Below are 18,997 nucleotides of genomic sequence, written 5' to 3'. Positions count from 1 at the left end.
CTCCTTCCGTTTCACCCCACCCTTCGTGCCCGACCTGTGCCGTGTCTGTGATCGGCGCCACGCCGGGGCCGATTCACAGGAAGCTCTGAAGAATCCTCAGGCTCCTGGATGTTCAGCGCACAAGAGCTCGTCAACGTCACACCAGCCACTCACCCGCCTTCGACCAGGCCTCTCCCAAATGCGTCAACAAACCGTCAGGCAAGTGCCAGGATGGGGCGATGCCCAGCTCGTACGACATCCCAGAAGCACCCGAAGTCCTGGACCGTCGCGAGGGGCCCTACGGCGAGATCGTGCTGCGCCGGCACGGCCGACTGCTGCAGATCATCGCCAACGGCTGCTTCCTGATGGACACCTCCGACGGCCGTTCGGAGCGGCTGCTCGTCGACGCCGCGCTGGACGCGCTCGGGGACCGCGCCGCCCCCGAGGTGCTGATCGGCGGCCTGGGTGTCGGGTTCTCGCTCGCCCATGCCGCCGCCGATCCGCGCTGGGGCGCCGTCACCGTCGTGGAGCGGGAGCGGGCCGTCATCGACTGGCATCTCGACGGGCCGCTCGGGGAACTCTCCTCGCCGGCCCTCGCCGATCCGCGCACGACACTCGTCGAAGCGGACCTGCTGAACTACGTCAATGAGACATCCGACACGTTCGACGCGGTGTGCCTGGACATCGACAACGGCCCCGACTGGACCGTCACCGAGGACAACGACAGTCTCTACGGGCCCGCCGGACTCGCAGGCTGCGCAAGGGTGTTGAGACCCGGTGGAGTACTGGCCGTCTGGTCGGCGCGGCCCTCTCCGGAATTCGAGGGAACCTTGGGGAATGCCGGGTTCCAACAGGTGCGTACCGAAGAGATCCCGGTTGCCCGAGGCGTGCCGGACGTCGTACACATCGCCGTCAGGCCTGGATAGCAAAGGCGAGGTGACTCCGGGTACGTTGCATCCCTGACGCCGATCATTTACGCGTCAACCGCAGTCATGCGCAGACAAGGGATCACCCCACTGGTTCCGGAAAGCACACTCAGGGGCGGGCGATGGAGCAGACACACACCGCACACAACAGCACGGCGACGGCGACGCCGGGCGCACAGCGGCGCGTCCTGGTGGTCGAGGACGACCCGACGATCGTCGACGCCATCGCGGCCCGCCTGCGCGCCGAGGGATTCCTCGTGCAAACGGCGGGCGACGGTCCGGCGGCCGTCGACACCGCCGAGGCTTGGCAGCCCGATCTGCTGATCCTCGACATCATGCTGCCCGGCTTCGACGGTCTGGAGGTCTGCCGTCGTGTACAGGCCGCCCGTCCGGTGCCGGTGCTCATGCTCACCGCGCGCGACGACGAGACCGACATGCTCGTCGGGCTCGGCGTGGGCGCCGACGACTACATGACGAAGCCGTTCTCGATGCGGGAGCTGGCCGCACGCGTGCACGTCCTGCTGCGCCGGGTGGAGCGCGCCGCGATCGCGGCCACCACCCCCCGCAGCGGGATCCTGCGGCTCGGCGAGCTGGAGATCGACCACGCGCAGCGCCGGGTGCGGGTGCGCTCGGAGGACGTGCACCTCACGCCCACCGAGTTCGACCTGCTGGTCTGCCTGGCGAACACCCCGCGCGCGGTGCTCTCCCGTGAGCAGCTCCTCGCCGAGGTCTGGGACTGGGCGGACGCCTCCGGCACCCGCACGGTCGACAGCCACATCAAGGCGCTGCGCCGGAAGATCGGCGCCGAGCGGATCCGCACGGTGCACGGCGTGGGCTACGCGCTGGAGACCCCGACGCCATGAGTGGCGCGGACGGACCGAGAAGCCCCGGGGAGCCCTGGGGCGGCGTACGCCCGTTCTCGATCAAGACCAAGCTGGGCGCACTGGTCGTCATCTCGGTGCTGATCACCACCGGTCTGTCGATGATCGCGGTGCACACCAAGACGGAACTGCGCTTCATCACGGTCTTCTCGATGATCGCCACGTTGCTGATTACGCAGTTCGTGGCCCATTCGCTCACTTCGCCGCTGGACGAGATGAACGCGGTCGCCCGCTCCATCTCGCACGGCGACTACACCCGCCGGGTGCGCGAGAACCGCCGTGACGAGCTGGGCGACCTGGCCCAGACGATCAACGTCATGGCGGACGAGCTGGAGGCGCAGGACCGCCAGCGCAAGGAGCTGGTGGCCAACGTCTCGCACGAGCTGCGCACCCCCATCGCGGGTCTGCGCGCCGTCCTGGAGAACGTGGTCGACGGCATCGCCCAGGCCGACCCCGAGACGATGCGTACGGCACTGAAGCAGACGGAGCGGCTCGGGCGGCTGGTGGAGACGCTGCTCGACCTCTCCCGCCTCGACAACGGCGTCGTACCGCTGCGCAAGCGGCGTTTCGAGGTGTGGCCGTACCTGTCGGGCGTGCTGAAGGAGGCCAACATGGTCGCCTCGGCGCGCGCGACCATGGGTTCGGGTGGCAGCCACACGCGTACGGACGTCCATCTGCACCTGGACGTCACCCCTCCGGAGCTGACCGCGCACGCGGACCCGGAGCGCATCCACCAGGTCGTCGCGAACCTGATCGACAACGCGGTCAAGCACAGCCCGCCGCACGGCCGGGTGACGGTGAAGGCGCGGCGCGGGGCGCAGCCGGACTCGCTGGAGCTGGAGGTCCTGGACGAGGGTCCGGGCATTCCCCGCTCGGAGTGGCACCGCGTCTTCGAGCGGTTCAACCGGGGAGCCGTCCGCCGGCCGCACGGTCCCGGCAGCGACGGCGGCACGGGACTGGGGCTCGCGATCGCCCGCTGGGCGGTCGATCTGCACGGCGGCCGGATCGGAGTGGCCGAATCCCATCGGGGTTGCCGGATTCTTATCACTCTTCCAGGAGAGCCATCTCTGCCAAGTTGACGTAAAGTGCGAACCGGAGCCCCAAGATCCACCGGTTGTCCGCGCTGCCGGACACCTGTGATCAGGCAGAGGTCCGGTGCAGGTCGGCACCGGTTCGCACGGGTCCGCGCGCTCGGCGTGCGCGACCTGCGTCAACGCATCCTTTTCCGAGCGTAACCGCGCTTGTTTCCCGCCATTTCAACCCCCGAAACACACTTTCTGATGTGACTTACGCGACGATGGACCGGCTCGACCTGACCTTGGCGGTCTTGGAGGCGTAGCCTTTATTCCCGCTGTCCATCACCTTGTGAAGCGGAAGAGGGCGGTTGCCGCCGTGTCGCCACAGTCCCCCAGTAACTCGAGCATCTCGACCGACGCAGACCAAGCGGGCAAGAACCCCGCGGCCGCGTTCGGTCCGAACGAGTGGCTCGTCGACGAGATCTATCAGCAGTACCTCCAGGACCCGAATTCGGTAGACCGTGCCTGGTGGGACTTCTTCGCCGACTACAAGCCGGGGGCGGCCAGTCCCTCGGCTCCGGCGGGTACTGCGGCCGCGGGGGCCGCAGGGACCACCACCACGCCCCCGGCGCCCGCCGCCCCGGCCGCGCCCGCCGCTCCGGCTTCCGTGCCGGCTCCGGCCGCCGCCCCGAAGCCCGCCGCCGCCGCGCCCGCCCCGGCCCCCGCGAAGGCCGCCCCGGCCCCCGCGAAGCCGGCCGCCGCCGCGAAGGCCGCGCCCGCCGCCGCGGCCCCCGAGGGCCCCGAGCTGGTGACGCTGCGCGGCCCGGCCGCCGCGGTCGCGAAGAACATGAACGCCTCCCTGGAACTGCCGACCGCCACCTCGGTCCGCGCGGTCCCGGTGAAGCTGCTGTTCGACAACCGCATCGTCATCAACAACCACCTCAAGCGCGCCCGGGGCGGGAAGATCTCCTTCACGCACCTGATCGGCTTCGCGATGGTGCAGGCCCTCAAGGCCATGCCGTCGATGAACTGGCACTACGCGGAGAAGGACGGGAAGCCCACCCTCGTCAAGCCGCCGCACGTCAACTTCGGCCTGGCCATCGACCTGGTGAAGCCCAACGGCGACCGCCAGCTCGTCGTCGCCGGCATCAAGAAGGCCGAGACCCTGAACTTCTTCGAGTTCTGGCAGGCCTACGAGGACATCGTCCGCCGCGCCCGCGACGGCAAGCTGACGATGGACGACTTCACCGGCGTGACGGTCTCCCTGACCAACCCCGGTGGCCTCGGCACCGTGCACTCGGTGCCGCGTCTGATGCCCGGCCAGTCGGTGATCATGGGCGTCGGCTCCATGGACTACCCGGCGGAGTTCCAGGGCACCAGCCAGGACACCCTGAACAAGCTCGGCATCTCGAAGGTCATGACGCTCACGTCGACCTACGACCACCGGGTCATCCAGGGCGCCGCCTCCGGCGAGTTCCTGCGGATCGTCGCGAACCTCCTGCTCGGCGAGAGCGGCTTCTACGACGACATCTTCGAGGCCCTGCGGATCCCCTACGAGCCGGTCCGCTGGCTCAAGGACATCGACGCCAGCCACGACGACGACGTCACCAAGGCCGCCCGGGTCTTCGAGCTGATCCACTCCTACCGGGTCCGCGGCCACGTCATGGCCGACACCGACCCGCTGGAGTACCGCCAGCGCAAGCACCCCGACCTGGACATCACCGAGCACGGCCTCACCCTGTGGGACCTGGAGCGCGAGTTCGCCGTCGGCGGCTTCGCCGGCAAGTCCCTGATGAAGCTGCGCGACATCCTCGGCGTGCTGCGCGACTCGTACTGCCGCACGACCGGCGTCGAGTTCATGCACATCCAGGACCCCAAGCAGCGCAAGTGGATCCAGGACCGCATCGAGCGCCCGCACACCAAGCCGGAGCGCGAGGAGCAGCTGCGCATCCTGCGCCGGCTGAACGCGGCGGAGGCCTTCGAGACCTTCCTGCAGACGAAGTACGTCGGCCAGAAGCGCTTCTCCCTGGAAGGCGGCGAGTCCGTCATCCCGCTGCTCGACGCGGTGCTCGACTCCGCCGCCGAGTCGCGCCTGGACGAGGTCGTCATCGGCATGGCCCACCGCGGCCGCCTGAACGTCCTCGCGAACATCGTCGGCAAGTCGTACGCGCAGATCTTCCGCGAGTTCGAGGGCAACCTCGACCCGAAGTCGATGCACGGCTCCGGCGACGTGAAGTACCACCTGGGCGCCGAAGGCACCTTCACCGGCCTGGACGGCGAGCAGATCAAGGTCAGCCTGGTCGCGAACCCCTCGCACCTGGAGGCCGTGGACCCGGTCCTGGAGGGTGTCTCCCGCGCCAAGCAGGACATCATCAACAAGGGCGGCACGGACTTCACCGTCCTGCCGGTGGCCCTGCACGGCGACGCGGCCTTCGCGGGCCAGGGCGTGGTGGCCGAGACCCTGAACATGTCGCAGCTGCGCGGCTACCGCACCGGCGGCACGGTCCACATCGTCATCAACAACCAGGTCGGCTTCACCGCGGCCCCCGAGTCCTCGCGTTCGTCGATGTACGCGACGGACGTGGCCCGCATGATCGAGGCCCCGATCTTCCACGTGAACGGCGACGACCCGGAGGCCGTGGTCCGCGTGGCCCGGCTGGCCTTCGAGTTCCGTCAGGCGTTCAACAAGGACGTGGTGATCGACCTCATCTGCTACCGCCGCCGCGGTCACAACGAGTCGGACAACCCGGCCTTCACCCAGCCGCTGATGTACGACCTGATCGACAAGAAGCGCTCGGTGCGCAAGCTGTACACCGAGTCCCTGATCGGTCGCGGCGACATCACCCTGGAAGAGGCCGAGCAGGCGCTGCAGGACTACCAGGGCCAGCTGGAGAAGGTCTTCACGGAGGTCCGCGAGGCCACCACCGCGCAGCCCGTCGGCAGCGACGCCCAGGAGCCGCAGGACGGCTTCCCGGTCTCGGTGCCGACCGCGGTCTCCACGGAGGTCGTGAAGCGCATCGCCGAGTCCCAGGTCAACATCCCCGACCACATCACCGTCCACCCGCGTCTGCTGCCGCAGTTGCAGCGCCGGGCGGCCATGGTCGAGGACGGCACGATCGACTGGGGCATGGGCGAGACCCTCGCCGTCGGCTCCCTGCTCCTCGAAGGCGTCCCGGTCCGTCTGGCGGGCCAGGACTCCCAGCGAGGCACCTTCGGCCAGCGCCACGCGGTGATCATCGACCGTGAGACGGGCGAGGACTTCACCCCGCTGCTGTACCTCTCCGAGGACCAGGCCCGCCTGAACGTCTACAACTCGCTGCTCTCCGAGTACGCGGCGATGGGCTTCGAGTACGGCTACTCGCTGGCCCGCCCGGACGCTCTGGTGATGTGGGAGGCGCAGTTCGGCGACTTCGTCAACGGCGCGCAGACGGTCGTGGACGAGTTCATCTCGTCCGCCGAGCAGAAGTGGGGCCAGACGAGCGGCGTGGTCCTGCTCCTCCCCCACGGCTACGAGGGCCAGGGCCCGGACCACTCGTCCGCCCGCCCGGAGCGGTTCCTCCAGATCTGCGCCCAGAACAACATGACGGTCGCGATGCCGACCCTCCCGTCGAACTACTTCCACCTCCTGCGGTGGCAGGTGCACAACCCGCACCACAAGCCGCTGGTCGTCTTCACGCCGAAGTCGATGCTGCGCCTGAAGGCGGCGGCCTCGAAGGCGGAGGAGTTCACCACGGGCCAGTTCCGCCCGGTCATCGGCGACACGTCGGTCACGGACCCGGCCGCCGTCAAGAAGGTCGTCTTCTGCGCCGGCAAGGTCTACTACGACCTGGACGCCGAGCGTCAGAAGCGCGGTGACACGGAGACGGCGATCATCCGCCTCGAGCGGCTGTACCCGCTGCCGGGTGCCGAGGTCCAGGCGGAGGTCAACAAGTACCCGAACGCCGAGAAGTACCTGTGGGTCCAGGAGGAGCCGGCCAACCAGGGTGCCTGGCCGTTCATCGCCCTGAACCTCATCGACCACCTGGACCTGGCGGTCGGCGCCGACATCCCGCACGGCGAGCGCCTGCGCCGCATCTCGCGGCCGCACGGCTCGTCCCCGGCCGTCGGCTCCGCCAAGCGCCACCAGGCGGAGCAGGAGCAGCTGGTGCGCGAGGTGTTCGAGGCGTAGTCGCCGAGCCCTCTCGTGGGCCGTACGTGGCCGGGCCGTACCCCTTTCCGGGGGTGCGGCCCGGCCGTTTTACGCACTTATCCTTGACCCATGTACTTCACGGACCGTGGCATCGAAGAGCTGGAGAAGCGGCGCGGCGAGGAGGAGGTCACCTTCGAGTGGCTGGCCGAGCAGCTGCGTACGTTCGTCGATCTGAACCCGGACTTCGAGGTGCCGGTGGAGCGGCTGGCGACGTGGCTGGCGCGGCTGGACGACGAGGACGACGAGTAGAGCGGCTGACTCGGCGGGGCGCCTTCGGGCGCCCCTTTTGCGTGCGCGGCCCTCTTTCGCGTGGACGGTGTCCGGGATGCCTTGACTTTCCCCAGGCGCGATATATCGTGAATCGAGGAAGACGCGATATGGCGTGTCGTGTCGTCGAGGAGGTCGTCACCATGTCCGAAGTGTCCGTCGCCGAGCCGAGCAAGCTCACTTTCGACGAGCCCGTCAGCGAACTGCACGTACGCATCGTCGACGGCACGGTGAACGTGGTGGGCACGGAGGAGGGCGCCGCCCGCCTGGAGGTGTCCCGGATCGAGGGACCGCCCCTGGTGGTGAGTCATCGCGACGGCACGCTGACGGTGGCGTACGAGGACCTGCCCTGGAAGGGGTTCCTCAAGTGGCTCGACCGCAAGGGGTGGCGGCGCAGCGCGGTCGTCTCGCTCGCGGTGCCTGCGGGCACCCGCGTGGAGGTGGGCGTGGTGAGCGCCGGCGCCGTGGTCTCCGGGATCGACGGCCACGCCGAGGTCAAGAGCGTCAACGGGGACACCGCGCTGGTGGGCCTCGCGGGCCCGGCCCGCGCGGACACCGTCTCGGGGAACGTGGAGGCCCAGGCCCTCACCGGCGATCTGCGCTTCAACTCCGTCTCGGGGGATCTGACCGTGGTCGAGGCTGGCTCCTCGGTGAAGGCCGACTCGGTGAGCGGGTCGATGATCGTCGACCTGGACCCGGCGAGCCGTCCCACCGACATCAGCCTGACCAGTGTCTCGGGCGAGATCGCCATCCGGCTGCCCCATCCGGCGGACGCCGAGGTGGAGGCCAATACGGCGAGCGGCTCGGTGTCCAACGCCTTCGAGGACCTCCGGGTCAGCGGCCAGTGGGGCGCCAAGCGGATCACCGGCCGCCTCGGCGCGGGCAACGGCAGGCTGAAGGCGACGACGATCTCCGGCTCGATCGCCCTGCTGCGCCGCCCACCGACGGAGGACGGCCCGGCCCACGGCGAACCGGCTCCCGGGGAGCCCGCCGCCGGCGAAGCCGCTTCCTCCGCGGGAGACAATGCCGTTTCCGGCCAGAACGGCGCGTCCTCCTCCGACGGCCCGGCCGACAGCACGACCGACAAGAAGGTGCTCTGACATGCCTCCCGTCTTCGCCCACGGCCGTCTCCGCCTCTATCTGCTGAAGCTGCTCGACGAGGCCCCGCGCCACGGCTACGAGGTGATCCGCCTCCTGGAGGAACGCTTCCAGGGCCTGTACGCCCCCTCGGCGGGCACGGTCTACCCCCGCCTGGCCAAGCTGGAGGCGGAGGGCCTGGTCACCCACACCACCGAGGGCGGCCGCAAGGTGTACGCCATCACGGACGCCGGCCGAGCCGAACTCGCCGACCGCAGCGGTGAGCTGGCCGACCTGGAGCTCGAGATCCGCGAGTCGGTCGCCGAGCTGGCCGCCGAGATCCGGGCCGATGTGCGGGGCGCGGCGGGTGATCTGCGGCGCGAGATGCGGGCGGCGGCCTCCGAGGCCCGGCGTGGGGCCCCGGCCGGTCCCGGCCCGGACCAGGGCGAGTACGGGGACAAGGAGTCCTGGCGCGCCGCCAAGGAGGAGATGCGCCGCGTCAAGCAGGAGTGGAAGGAGCAGGCCCGGCGGGCCAAGGACGAGAGCCGCCGGGCCCGTGAGGAGGCCCAACGGGCCCGCCGCCAGGCCAAGGAGGCGCAGGACCACGCCCGGGCCCAGGCGCAGGAGGAGATGCAGCGCATCGCGCGGCGGGTCCAGGAGCAGGTCCAGGACCACTTCGCGCGCGGCGACTGGCCGACGGGCGTCCGCGAGGGCCTGACCGAACTGGCGAAGGAGTTCGGCGAGTTCGGCAAGGACTTCGGGAAGGAGTTCGGCAAGGACCTCGGCTTCGGCCGCTCGGCCGGCGGTACGCAGTCGTCGGCGCCGCCGTCCTCGGCGGCGACCGCCCGCCCGGAGTACTCCCGCACCCCGGAGGACTTCCCGGCCGACTACGAGCCCACCTGGGCCCACGAGGACTCCAGCGGCGACCCCGCCCGCGATCTGGACCGTCTGCTCGACCGCTTCCGCGACGACATCCGCGACGCGGCCCGGGACCACGGTGTCACGGTCGACCAACTGCGCGACGCCCGCCGCCACCTGTCGGCGGCGGCGGCGCACATCGGGGCCGTACTCCGGGCGCCGAGGGGCTGAGGCTCCTCGGGGGAGGAGGGGAGGCCGGGTCAGCCCGCCTGGGCCTCTCCCCCGCCGTACAGCACCCGTGTCAGCGACGCATGGGTGACCCCGTGGTCGGCGAGGACCTCGGCGGCCGGGCCGGGGTGGACGGTCAGGGCCAGGAGGATGTGCTCGTCCCCGATGCGCCGGTCGTGGTGGGACAGCGCCATCCGCAGGGACTGTTCCAGGATCCGCTTGGCGCCCCGGCCGAAGGCCGGCCGCCCCGTCCGCCGCCCCGCGCCCTTCGCTCCGCCGCCCGCCGCTCCGCCGGACGGGGAGCCGTCGGACATCGCGCCGGCGCCGTGCACCTCCTCGATCCGCGAGACGATCTCCGAGACGTCGATGCCCAGTCCCGCGAGGGCGTCGCTCTCGGCGCGCGAGAGGCCCGCGCGCCGACGCGTCTCGTCCAGCGCCTCCCGTACAGCGTCCCTGCGCTCCGCGAGCCCGAGGGCGGCGAGCGCGAAGGACGCCCGGCTGCCCTCCCGGTCCAGCAGTGCGAGCAGCAGATGCTCGGTACCGACGGTCCGGGCCCCCGCCCCCTCGCAGCGCTCGACGGCACCGCGCACCACGTCGCGGGCGTCCTTCGTGAATCGCTCGAACATCACTGCCTCCCGTACTTCTTGTGCACGGCCTGCCTGCTGACTCCGAGCTCCGCGGCGATCTCCTGCCACGACCAGCCCTGGTTGCGCGCATTGCGCACCTGCACCGTCTCCAGCTGCTCCAGCAGCCGGCGCAGTGCGGCGACGGCACGCAGTCCGACCCGTGGATCGCGGTCACCGGCACGCTCGGCGAGATCCGTTGCTTCGGTCATGACGTCAACTTAGGTTGACAGGCCTCTCCATGTCAACCCAGGTTGACGTATGCGGCACGCAAAAGGCGGGTCCGGGACCCGGACCCGCCGAGCAGCGACCGACGACGACTGGGATCTGCCCCAGTGCCGCGGCACTAGTGAGTGAGGACGATCTTGCCGAACTGGTCGCCGGAGGCCAGGCGTTCGAAGCCCTCGCGGGCCCGGTCCAGCGGCAGTACCTCGTCGACGACGGGGCGGACACCGGTGGCGGCGCAGAAGGAGAGCAGGTCCTCCAGTTCGTCCTTGGTGCCCATCGTGGAACCGACGACCTTCAGCTCCAGGAAGAAGATCCGGGTGAGTTCGGCGTGCGAGGGCCGGTCACCACTGGTCGCGCCGGAGATGACGAGGGTGCCACCGGGCCGCAGCGACTTCACCGAGTGGGACCAGGTGGCCGCGCCGACGGTCTCGATGACGGCGTCCACCCGCTGCGGCAGTCGCGCACCCGGCTCCACCGCCTCCACGGCACCGAGTTCCAGCGCCCGCTTCCGCTTGGCCTCGTCCCGGCTGGTGGCGAAGACCCGCAGCCCGGCGGCCTTCCCGAGGACGATCGCGGCGGTGGCGACACCACCGCCGGCCCCCTGGACGAGAACCGAGTCGCCCGGCCTGACACCCGCGTTGGTGAAGAGCATGCGGTACGCCGTCAGCCACGCGGTGGGCAGACAGGCGGCCTCCTCGAAGGACAGTTCCTTCGGCTTGGGCAGGATGTTCCAGGTCGGCACCGCGACCTGCTCGGCGAAGGTGCCCTGGTAGCGCTCGGTCAGGATGGAACGCGGCTCGTCGGGCCCGACTCCGTGCCCGGTCTGGCCGATGACGGAGTGCAGGACGACCTCGTTGCCGTCCTCGTCGACACCGGCGGCGTCACAGCCGAGGATCATCGGCAGCTTGTCCTCCGCGAGACCGACGCCCCGCAGGGACCAGAGGTCGTGATGGTTGAGGGAAGCGGCCCGCACGGTGACGGTACTCCAGCCTGGCCGGGCCTCGGGGGCCGGGCGCTCCCCCAACTCCAGTCCGGAAAGCGGCTGGTCGCGGTCGATTCGGGCGGCGTAGACGGCGAACATGAGCACGACGATAGAGCCGGGGAGGGGCCGGCGAAACCGGAGGCCACTGTGAGACATGCCCTCTTGCGCGGCCGGCCGGGAAGCGTGACCGGAGAGGCCCGACGGGCGCGGGGAACCGCGCGCCCGGCCACAACGCTCCCGCGGCCGCCGTACGACCCCCGCTCCTCCAAGCGATGCCGACCCTTCAAGTCACCGGACGGGCGGGCGGATGGGCAAAGAAACGGCCCCGCCCGGACGGACGGGGCCATTCGAGGCGGACGTCAGCGACGGGCAACGCCCTCGGCCCGAGCAGCGGCCGCGACCGCGGCCGTCACCGCGGGCGCGACCCGCTCGTCGAAGGGCGACGGAATGACGTAGTCGGCCGCGAGATCGTCGCCGACGACCCCGGCCAGCGCCTCAGCCGCGGCGATCTTCATCCCCTCGGTGATCCGGGACGCCCGCACCTGCAGCGCCCCCGCGAAGATCCCGGGGAACGCCAGCACGTTGTTGATCTGGTTCGGGAAGTCCGACCGCCCGGTCGCGACGACCGCCGCGTACTTGTGGGCGACCTCGGGGTGCACCTCGGGGTTCGGGTTGGCCATGGCGAACACGAACGCGCCCTCGGCCATGGAGGCCACCGCCTCCTCCGGGACCGTACCGCCGGAGACGCCGATGAAGACGTCGGCGCCGGCCAGCGCGTCCTCGAGGGAGCCGGTCAGCCCGGCCTTGTTGGTGAAGGAGGCCAGCTCGCGCTTGACCTCGGTGAGGTCCTCCCGGTCCGCGGAGACGATGCCCTTGCGGTCGGCGACGGCGACGTCCCCGATACCGGCCTCGACCAGCATCTTGGCGATGGCCACACCGGCCGCGCCGGCGCCCGAGATGACGGCCCGCAGGTCACCGACGGCCCGTCCGCTCAGCCGCGCCGCGTTGCGCAGCGCCGCCAGCGTCACGACCGCCGTACCGTGCTGGTCGTCGTGGAAGACCGGGATGTCGAGCGCCTCCTGGAGTCGGCGCTCGATCTCGAAGCACCGCGGTGCCGAGATGTCCTCCAGGTTCACACCGCCGAACGAGGGCGCGAGGCGCACCACCGTCTCGATGATCTCGTCCACGTCCGTGCAGGCGAGCGCGATCGGAACCGCGTCGACCCCGCCGAACTGCTTGAAGAGGATGGCCTTGCCCTCCATCACCGGGAGGGAGGCCTCCGGCCCGATGTCCCCGAGGCCGAGGACGGCCGTACCGTCGGTCACGACGGCGACGACGGACGACTTCCAGGTGTAGTCGTTCACCAGGTCCGGCTGCTCCGCGATCGCGGTGCACACGCGTGCGACGCCGGGCGTGTAGGCGAGGGACAGGTCGTCCTTGTCACGGATCGGGACGGTGGCCTGCACGGCCATCTTCCCGCCGCGGTGCAGTGCGAACGCCGGATCGAAGGAGTCGAGGGGTTCCGCACCGCCCTCCTGGCCCGTTTGGTCCGCGCTCTCGCTGCGAGGATTGACGATCTCCGCTGCCACTGTGTTGTACCCCTTAGGTGTTCTTGGATGAGGGTGGCCACTCCGGGTGAGGAGTGGGCGGGCGTCGCACAGGGCCCAGAGGTGATGCGTACGGGCGCCTGCGCGTCGGGCGCGCCGCACACGCGCCCTGAGCCCCGGATGAGGGGTGTAAAGAACCTTCTTACCGGACGGAGACCACAGCCGACGAGTCCAATCCGTGCAAGGTCACATCCCTCGGTCTGTGGACCCTCGACAGAGGTGATCACAAGTGACACGACTCATGCTCGAAGACCGGCCAGGGGCGCCGTTGAACCCTTGACACGGACTCAAGTCAACGGATGGGCCGTACGGCTCGCGAACGCCTCGTGAGAGGAACCGAAGATCCTCCGGCTGGAGGAGCGGATTGCCGCAGATGGTCCGGCGTCGTCCGGGCGTGATGTACCGGACTATGCGGTTCGGGGGTCGCCCGTTATCCGATTTTGACATGGCTGGCCCCCTGATTGGCCTAGTCCGAATGGCAAGATGCGGTAATCACACGAGGTCGCGACACCCAAAGGTGTGTGTTCTCGTCGACCCATCGGCATGTGCCGACCCATCGGCATCTCCATCCATCCGCCGGAGGAACCCACCATGACCGCACGCACCACCCGACACACGACCGCCGCGCGCACCCGCCTGGCAGCGGTCGGATCCCTCGCGGTCGCGGGCGCCCTGCTGCTCTCCGCCTGCGGCGACCAGACAGACAGCGGCAGCTCGGAGAGCAGTGGCTCCGCCTCCACGAGTTCGGCCCCGCTGGCCGGCAAGCTTCCGAAGGCGATCCGTGACGCCGGCGTCATCAAGGTCGGCTCCGACATCGCGTACGCCCCGGTCGAGTTCAAGGACTCCGCGGGCAAGACCGTGGGCATCGACCCGGACCTCGCGGCCGCGATGGGCAAGCAGCTCGGCGTGACGTTCGACTTCCAGAACGGCACCTTCGACACCCTCATCACCGGCCTGCGCTCCAACCGGTACGACATCGCCATGTCCGCGATGACCGACACCAAGGACCGCCAGGAGGGCATCGACTCCGACACCGGCAAGAAGGTCGGTGAGGGCGTCGACTTCGTGGACTACTTCACCGCCGGTGTGTCGATCTACACCAAGAAGGGGGACGACCAGGGCATCAAGACCTGGTCCGACCTGTGTGGCAAGAAGATCGTGGTGCAGCGCGGCACGGTCTCCGAGGACCTCGCCAAGGCCGAGGCCAAGAAGTGCACCGGCGGCAAGACGATCTCCATCCAGGCCTTCGACAACGACCAGCAGGCCCAGACCCGCCTGCGCGCGGGCGGCGCCGACGCCGGCTCCTCCGACTTCCCCGTCGCCGCGTACGCCGTGAAGACCTCCGGCGGCGGCAACGACTTCCAGCTCGTCGGCGAGCAGGTCGAGGCCGCCCCGTACGGCATCGCGGTCGCCAAGGACGACACCCAGCTGCGGGACGCCCTGAAGGCGGCGCTGGATGCCATCATCGCGAACGGCGAGTACGAGAAGATCATCGCGAAGTGGGGCGTCGCCGACGGCGCCGTCAAGGAAGTCACCATCAACGGCGGCAAGTGACCGCGTTCCGCGGCCACTGAAAGGCAACACCCGTGACTGTTGACATCGACAAGACGGACGGGCCGGCGGACACCCCGCCGGCCGGCCCGGAGGCGATCAAGGCCATCCCGGTCCGGCACTACGGGCGGTACATCTCCGCCGTGGTCGCCCTGGCCGTGCTGGCCGGCATCGTCTACGCGTTCTCCCAGGGCAGGATCAACTGGGGGGCGATCCCCGACTACTTCTTCAACGACCGCATCCTCAGCGGCGTGGGCAAGACGCTCCTGCTCACGGTGCTGTGCATGCTGATCGGCGTGGTCGGCGGCATTCTGCTGGCGGTCATGCGCCTCTCGAAGAACCCGGTCACGTCGTCCGTCGCCTGGTTCTACATCTGGTTCTTCCGCGGCACCCCGGTCCTGGTCCAGCTCATCGTCTGGTTCAACCTGGGCCTCGTCTTCGAGTACATCAACCTCGGGCCGGTCTACAAGAACGAGTGGTCGGACTTCATGACCCCGTTCCTGACCGCGCTGCTCGGCCTCGGCCTCAACGAGGCCGCGTACATGGCGGAGATCTGCCGTGCCGGTCTGCTCTCCGTCGACGAGGGCCAGACCGAGGCGTCGCAGGCGCTGGGCATGAGCCACGGCAGGACGCTGCGCCGGATCGTCGTCCCCCAGGCGATGCGCGTGATCGTGCCGCCCACGGGCAACGAGGTCATCAACATGCTGAAGACGACCTCGCTGGTGTCCGTGGTCCAGTACTCGGAGCTGCTCCGGGTCGCCCAGGACATCGGCCAGACCTCCGGCGCCCCGGCCGAGATGCTGTTCCTCGCCGCGGCCTGGTACCTGGTGCTGACCTCGATCTTCAGCGTCGGCCAGTACTACCTCGAGAGGTACTACGCCCGCGGCTCCCTGCGTCAGCTGCCGCCGACCCCCTTCCAGAAGATCAGGGCCAACGTGCTGTCGATCGGCCGACGCGAGGGAGGCATGGCATGACCGAGAAGATCGCGAAGGCCACCACGTCCGTCAGGGACTCCGCGGTGCCGATGGTCAGGGCCGAGGGCGTCCACAAGTCGTTCGGCCTGGTGGAGGTGCTCAAGGGCATCGACCTGGAGGTGAAGTCCGGCGAGGTGTTCTGCCTCATCGGCCCCTCCGGCTCGGGCAAGAGCACGTTCCTCAGGTGCATCAACCATCTTGAGAAGATCAACGCCGGCCGTCTGTACGTCGACGGCGACCTGGTGGGCTACCGCCAGAAGGGCGACAAGCTGTACGAGCTCAAGGACAGCGAGGTCGCGCTGAAGCGCCGGGACATCGGCATGGTGTTCCAGCGGTTCAACCTGTTCCCGCACATGACCGCGCTGGAGAACGTCATCGAGGCGCCGGTCCAGGTCAAGGGCGTGAACAAGGCCCGGGCCAAGGAGCGCGCGATGCAGCTTCTCGAGCGCGTGGGCCTGGCCGACAAGGCCGCGAGCTACCCCTCGCAGCTCTCCGGCGGCCAGCAGCAGCGCGTGGCGATCGCCCGGGCGCTGGCCATGGACCCGAAGCTGATGCTGTTCGACGAGCCGACCTCGGCCCTGGACCCGGAACTGGTCGGCGACGTCCTCGACGTCATGCGCGACCTGGCCGAGTCCGGCATGACGATGATCGTCGTCACCCATGAGATGGGCTTCGCCCGCGAGGTGGGCGACAGCCTGGTCTTCATGGACGGCGGCGTGGTGGTCGAGTCCGGCAACCCGCGCGAGGTCCTGACCGACCCGCAGCACGAGCGGACGAAGGCGTTCCTGTCGAAGGTGCTGTAGCGGCACGACGGCGAAGGGGCGGTACGGACATTCCCGTGCCGCCCCTTTCCCGTGCCGGTCCCTGCTCTGTTGTCAGGCCTGCCAGTCGGTTCGGTACCGGTGGTGGTCCTGAAACCCCCTTCGCCGCCCGTCGCGTAATACCCTGAAAGCACGATCAGCCGTTACCCGACCGCACCCGTGCCATAGAGCCCCTCCGTAAGGACTACAAGTGGAACTGGCCTATTACTCGGACTATGCCGTTCGCCTCGTCAACACCGAGGAACCGCTGAGGGCCAAGGACTCGCTCACCTCGGTGGAGGCCGTCCGGGACCTCTTCGGCACCAACCAGGAGGCGGCCCGCCGCGCCACCGAGGCCGACGTCACCCGCTTCCGTTCGGTCCGGGCACGGCTGCGGGCGGTCTTCGACGCGGCGGACGGCGGTGACGAGACGCTGGCGGTGAACCTGCTGAACTCACTGCTCCTGGAGTTCCCGGTCAGCCCTCAGATCTCCGGGCACAACTTCCGCGACGACGACGGTCGCCCCCTGTGGCACATGCACCTGGCCGACCACCCCTCGAACGCGACCGCGGGCTACGCCGCCATCGCCGCCATGGGCCTGGCCTTCCATCTCACCGAGTACGGTGTCGACCGCCTGGGGCTGTGCGAGGCGGCCCCGTGCCGCAACGCCTACCTCGACACCTCCACCAACCGCTCCCGGCGTTACTGCTCGGACCGCTGCGCGACCCGCGCCAACGTGGCCGCCTACCGCGCCCGAAAGCGCCTGGAGGCCGACCGGACCGTCAGCACCGGCCTCGCCGCCGACAGCGCCCAGCGCACCACCGCCAGCGGCGAGCGCTGATCCGGCTTCAGCGGGCGGTAGCGCAGCCGCACCCTGCCCAGGATCAGCTCGTCGGGCACGGTCCCGTAGTCGGTGCTGTCCCCACCCGCGTACGCGTTGTCGCCCAGCACCCACCACCCCCCGTCCCGCCGCTCCACGGCCCGCTTCACGACCAGCAGGTCCTGCTGGAAGGGATGCCGCAGCACGACCACGTCACCGGCCCGCACCCGCGCGCCGTAGTGCACCACCAGTTGGTCCCCGTGGTGGAGCGTGGGCACCATGGACGGCCCGGTCACCTCGGCCAGCCCGAAGGGTGCCACCACCCTCCCCCGCTCCGTCTCCTGCGACAGTTCCGGCATCCCCGGCACCTCCCCGGTCCGTTCCTCCACCAGTCTCAGTCTCACCCCCGACTTTTGTCCTAAGCCCATGGGGGCACCCGCGTAAACCAGCCTTGCAGGGAGTAATGTCCCACCTGAGAAGACGATCACGAGGAAGGAATGCTCCATGCTTTCCCGCCTGTTTGCCCCCAAGGTCAAGGTCAGCGCACACTGCGACCTGCCCTGCGGTGTGTACGACCCGGCCCAGGCCCGCATCGAGGCGGAGTCGGTGAAGGCCGTCCAGGAGAAGATGGCCGCCAACGACGACCCGCACTTCCAGGCGCGCGCCACCGTCATCAAGGAGCAGCGTGCCGAGCTTGCGAAGCACCACGTCTCCGTGCTGTGGAGCGACTACTTCAAGCCCCCGCACTTCGAGAAGTACCCCCAGCTGCACACCCTGGTCAACGACACCCTGAAGGCGCTCTCGGCCGCCAAGGCGTCGACCGACCCGAAGACCGGTGAGAAGGCCCTGGAGCTGATCGCCGAGATTGACAAGATCTTCTGGGAGACGAAGAAGGCCTGATTTTTTTCACGCCTCTTGACCTGCGCGTTCTTCGTTCGCCCGGTCGTATCCCCCGCACCCGGCCCGCAGGCCGCCGACAACGGCGTCCACCGCGGTCCGGGTGCGGTCTTCTCAGCCACCGGAGAACATCCGCGGCGACTCGGTGGGCGACCACCGTCCCGGAGTCGACCGGGATATGACCCATCGCATCCCGGGCGAACCCGCGCGGGCCACCGCCCTACGATCGCCCCATGAGCTCCCGCACCCACACACCCGTCCGGTGGACGTACGCCTTCCTGGACCGGCCCGCCGAGCACTTCGAGCGGGCCCGCGATTTCTGGACCGCCGTCACGGACACCTCCCTGTCCGCGCCCCGGGGTGAGCGGGACGAGTTCGTCACCCTGCTGCCCGGCGGCGGCGCCGACGCCTGTGTGAAGGCCCAGGGGGTCGCGGCCGGGGACGGCGGGGCGCATCTCGACTTCGCCGTGGAGGACGTGGCCGGGTTCGTCCGGGCGGCGCTGGAACTGGGGGCGGGAACGTCCGCCTCGCACGACGGATGGGCCGTACTGCGCTCGCCCGCCGGACAGCTGTTCTGCGCGGTGCCGTGGCACGGCGAGTCCGTCCGGCCGCCGGTGACCGGGGGCAGCCGTCTGGACCAGGTCTGCGTCGACGTCCCGCCGTCCGCGTACGACACCGAGGTCGCGTTCTGGAGCGGCCTGCTGCCGGACTGGTCGTCACGGCCGGGCTCCCGGCCCGAGTTCCATGTGCTCGCCCCGCTGCCGGACCTGCCGGTCCGGATCCTGCTCCAGCGGCTCGACGAGGGGGACGCGGTCTCCGCCCACCTGGACCTGGCCTGCGGCCCCGACATCGACGCCGTACGCGCCCGGCACGAGCGCCTCGGCGCCACCCCCGTCGCCCCCGGCCCCCACTGGACGGTGATGCGCGACCCGACGGGCGGCCTGTACTGCCTCACCGGCCGCGACCCGGAGACGGGCGGGCTCCCGCGAGCGATGCCCCAGGGCGTGTTTCGAAAGTAGCGTCGTCCGCCCGGAGGGCGGGGCCCGCGGCGTCTGGTGCGGTGCATCGCAAGGCGGAGGGTCGTCCGCGTACCG

18 protein-coding genes are annotated in these 18,997 nt (G+C 69.8%); 13 read left to right on the top strand and 5 right to left on the bottom strand.

Features of this window, described 5'->3' with window-relative positions:
- The first annotated feature begins 218 nt into the window (after positions 1–218).
- From ACIBVL_RS34980 to ACIBVL_RS34950, 7 genes are all read left to right on the top strand, one after another.
- A complete protein-coding gene (locus ACIBVL_RS34980; RefSeq protein WP_399103765.1) occupies positions 219–905 on the top strand; it encodes a spermidine synthase in 687 nt (228 codons plus the stop codon).
- A 122-nt stretch (positions 906–1,027) separates the two neighbouring features.
- The gene (locus ACIBVL_RS34975; protein WP_310433446.1) at positions 1,028–1,768 is read left to right on the top strand and encodes a response regulator transcription factor; all 741 of its coding nucleotides are present in this window, start codon (positions 1,028–1,030) and stop codon (positions 1,766–1,768) included.
- Complete coding sequence (locus ACIBVL_RS34970; protein WP_399103762.1) at positions 1,765–2,865, top strand: sensor histidine kinase; 1,101 nt, start codon at positions 1,765–1,767, stop codon at positions 2,863–2,865. The genes ACIBVL_RS34975 and ACIBVL_RS34970 overlap by 4 nt, the downstream gene beginning before the upstream one ends.
- A gap of 313 nt (positions 2,866–3,178) precedes the next feature.
- Positions 3,179–6,970 (top strand): multifunctional oxoglutarate decarboxylase/oxoglutarate dehydrogenase thiamine pyrophosphate-binding subunit/dihydrolipoyllysine-residue succinyltransferase subunit, encoded by a 3,792-nt coding sequence (locus ACIBVL_RS34965; protein WP_399103760.1) that lies wholly within the window; start codon positions 3,179–3,181, stop codon positions 6,968–6,970.
- Between the two features lie 90 nt (positions 6,971–7,060).
- Positions 7,061–7,240, top strand: a complete 180-nt coding sequence (locus tag ACIBVL_RS34960; protein ID WP_003992906.1) for a DUF6104 family protein — start codon at positions 7,061–7,063, stop codon at positions 7,238–7,240.
- 161 nt (positions 7,241–7,401) lie between these two features.
- A complete protein-coding gene (locus ACIBVL_RS34955; protein WP_399103758.1) occupies positions 7,402–8,358 on the top strand; it encodes a DUF4097 family beta strand repeat-containing protein in 957 nt (318 codons plus the stop codon).
- 1 nt (position 8,359) lies between these two features.
- On the top strand, positions 8,360–9,424 hold the full coding sequence (locus ACIBVL_RS34950) for a helix-turn-helix transcriptional regulator (RefSeq protein ID WP_399103756.1): 1,065 nt from the start codon (positions 8,360–8,362) through the stop codon (positions 9,422–9,424).
- A 29-nt stretch (positions 9,425–9,453) separates the two neighbouring features.
- On the opposite strand, the gene ACIBVL_RS34945 is transcribed toward ACIBVL_RS34950, so the two are convergent.
- From ACIBVL_RS34945 to ACIBVL_RS34930, 4 genes are all read right to left on the bottom strand, one after another.
- A complete protein-coding gene (locus ACIBVL_RS34945) occupies positions 9,454–10,047 on the bottom strand; it encodes a Clp protease N-terminal domain-containing protein (RefSeq protein WP_399103754.1) in 594 nt (197 codons plus the stop codon).
- Positions 10,047–10,256 (bottom strand): HTH domain-containing protein, encoded by a 210-nt coding sequence (locus ACIBVL_RS34940; protein ID WP_399103752.1) that lies wholly within the window; start codon positions 10,254–10,256, stop codon positions 10,047–10,049. Before ACIBVL_RS34940 ends, ACIBVL_RS34945 begins: the two co-directional genes overlap by 1 nt.
- A 134-nt stretch (positions 10,257–10,390) precedes the next feature.
- Positions 10,391–11,353, bottom strand: a complete 963-nt coding sequence (locus ACIBVL_RS34935; protein WP_399103750.1) for a zinc-binding dehydrogenase — start codon at positions 11,351–11,353, stop codon at positions 10,391–10,393.
- A gap of 260 nt (positions 11,354–11,613) precedes the next feature.
- Positions 11,614–12,843 carry an NADP-dependent malic enzyme gene (locus tag ACIBVL_RS34930; protein ID WP_399103748.1) on the bottom strand — a complete coding sequence of 410 codons (1,230 nt, stop codon included), beginning with the start codon at positions 12,841–12,843 and terminating at the stop codon, positions 11,614–11,616.
- 609 nt (positions 12,844–13,452) lie between these two features.
- Between ACIBVL_RS34930 and ACIBVL_RS34925 the strand changes: the two genes are divergently transcribed.
- From ACIBVL_RS34925 to ACIBVL_RS34910, 4 genes are all read left to right on the top strand, one after another.
- The gene (locus ACIBVL_RS34925; protein WP_399103746.1) at positions 13,453–14,415 is read left to right on the top strand and encodes an ABC transporter substrate-binding protein; all 963 of its coding nucleotides are present in this window, start codon (positions 13,453–13,455) and stop codon (positions 14,413–14,415) included.
- Between the two features lie 32 nt (positions 14,416–14,447).
- Complete coding sequence (locus ACIBVL_RS34920) at positions 14,448–15,386, top strand: amino acid ABC transporter permease (RefSeq protein ID WP_399103744.1); 939 nt, start codon at positions 14,448–14,450, stop codon at positions 15,384–15,386.
- Between the two features lie 50 nt (positions 15,387–15,436).
- Positions 15,437–16,189: an amino acid ABC transporter ATP-binding protein gene (locus ACIBVL_RS34915; protein ID WP_399104059.1), complete on the top strand. Its 753-nt coding sequence runs from the start codon at positions 15,437–15,439 to the stop codon at positions 16,187–16,189.
- Between the two features lie 208 nt (positions 16,190–16,397).
- On the top strand, positions 16,398–17,027 hold the full coding sequence (locus tag ACIBVL_RS34910; protein WP_399103742.1) for a CGNR zinc finger domain-containing protein: 630 nt from the start codon (positions 16,398–16,400) through the stop codon (positions 17,025–17,027).
- Here ACIBVL_RS34910 and sodX read toward each other — a convergent pair.
- On the bottom strand, positions 16,931–17,365 hold the full coding sequence (sodX, locus tag ACIBVL_RS34905; protein ID WP_399104057.1) for a nickel-type superoxide dismutase maturation protease: 435 nt from the start codon (positions 17,363–17,365) through the stop codon (positions 16,931–16,933). The genes ACIBVL_RS34910 and sodX overlap by 97 nt on opposite strands.
- A gap of 145 nt (positions 17,366–17,510) precedes the next feature.
- Here sodX and sodN point away from each other — a divergent pair, with 145 nt between their 5' ends.
- Complete coding sequence (gene sodN, locus ACIBVL_RS34900; protein ID WP_390822500.1) at positions 17,511–17,906, top strand: superoxide dismutase, Ni; 396 nt, start codon at positions 17,511–17,513, stop codon at positions 17,904–17,906.
- Between the two features lie 230 nt (positions 17,907–18,136).
- The gene (locus ACIBVL_RS34895) at positions 18,137–18,922 is read left to right on the top strand and encodes a VOC family protein (RefSeq protein ID WP_399103740.1); all 786 of its coding nucleotides are present in this window, start codon (positions 18,137–18,139) and stop codon (positions 18,920–18,922) included.
- Positions 18,923–18,997 lie beyond the last annotated feature (75 nt).

Source organism: Streptomyces sp. NPDC049687, assembly GCF_044465285.1.
GTDB lineage: Bacteria > Actinomycetota > Actinomycetes > Streptomycetales > Streptomycetaceae > Streptomyces.
The sequence above is the reverse complement of the archived record's forward strand: the minus strand, read 5'-3'. Positions and strand labels throughout refer to the sequence as shown.

Excerpts from the sequence above, each read along its gene's own strand:
- ACIBVL_RS34975 (WP_310433446.1), top strand. The coding sequence starts at position 1,028 with ATGGAGCAGACACACACCGCACACAACAGCACGGCGACGGCGACGCCG.
- ACIBVL_RS34935 (WP_399103750.1), bottom strand. The coding sequence starts at position 11,353 with ATGTTCGCCGTCTACGCCGCCCGAATCGACCGCGACCAGCCGCTTTCC.
- ACIBVL_RS34925 (WP_399103746.1), top strand. The coding sequence starts at position 13,453 with ATGACCGCACGCACCACCCGACACACGACCGCCGCGCGCACCCGCCTG.
- ACIBVL_RS34980 (WP_399103765.1), top strand. The coding sequence starts at position 219 with ATGCCCAGCTCGTACGACATCCCAGAAGCACCCGAAGTCCTGGACCGT.
- sodN (WP_390822500.1), top strand. The coding sequence starts at position 17,511 with ATGCTTTCCCGCCTGTTTGCCCCCAAGGTCAAGGTCAGCGCACACTGC.
- ACIBVL_RS34915 (WP_399104059.1), top strand. The coding sequence starts at position 15,437 with ATGGTCAGGGCCGAGGGCGTCCACAAGTCGTTCGGCCTGGTGGAGGTG.
- ACIBVL_RS34960 (WP_003992906.1), top strand. The coding sequence starts at position 7,061 with ATGTACTTCACGGACCGTGGCATCGAAGAGCTGGAGAAGCGGCGCGGC.
- ACIBVL_RS34895 (WP_399103740.1), top strand. The coding sequence starts at position 18,137 with ATGAGCTCCCGCACCCACACACCCGTCCGGTGGACGTACGCCTTCCTG.
- ACIBVL_RS34955 (WP_399103758.1), top strand. The coding sequence starts at position 7,402 with ATGTCCGAAGTGTCCGTCGCCGAGCCGAGCAAGCTCACTTTCGACGAG.
- ACIBVL_RS34940 (WP_399103752.1), bottom strand. The coding sequence starts at position 10,256 with ATGACCGAAGCAACGGATCTCGCCGAGCGTGCCGGTGACCGCGATCCA.
- ACIBVL_RS34945 (WP_399103754.1), bottom strand. The coding sequence starts at position 10,047 with ATGTTCGAGCGATTCACGAAGGACGCCCGCGACGTGGTGCGCGGTGCC.
- ACIBVL_RS34970 (WP_399103762.1), top strand. The coding sequence starts at position 1,765 with ATGAGTGGCGCGGACGGACCGAGAAGCCCCGGGGAGCCCTGGGGCGGC.
- ACIBVL_RS34950 (WP_399103756.1), top strand. The coding sequence starts at position 8,360 with ATGCCTCCCGTCTTCGCCCACGGCCGTCTCCGCCTCTATCTGCTGAAG.
- sodX (WP_399104057.1), bottom strand. The coding sequence starts at position 17,365 with ATGCCGGAACTGTCGCAGGAGACGGAGCGGGGGAGGGTGGTGGCACCC.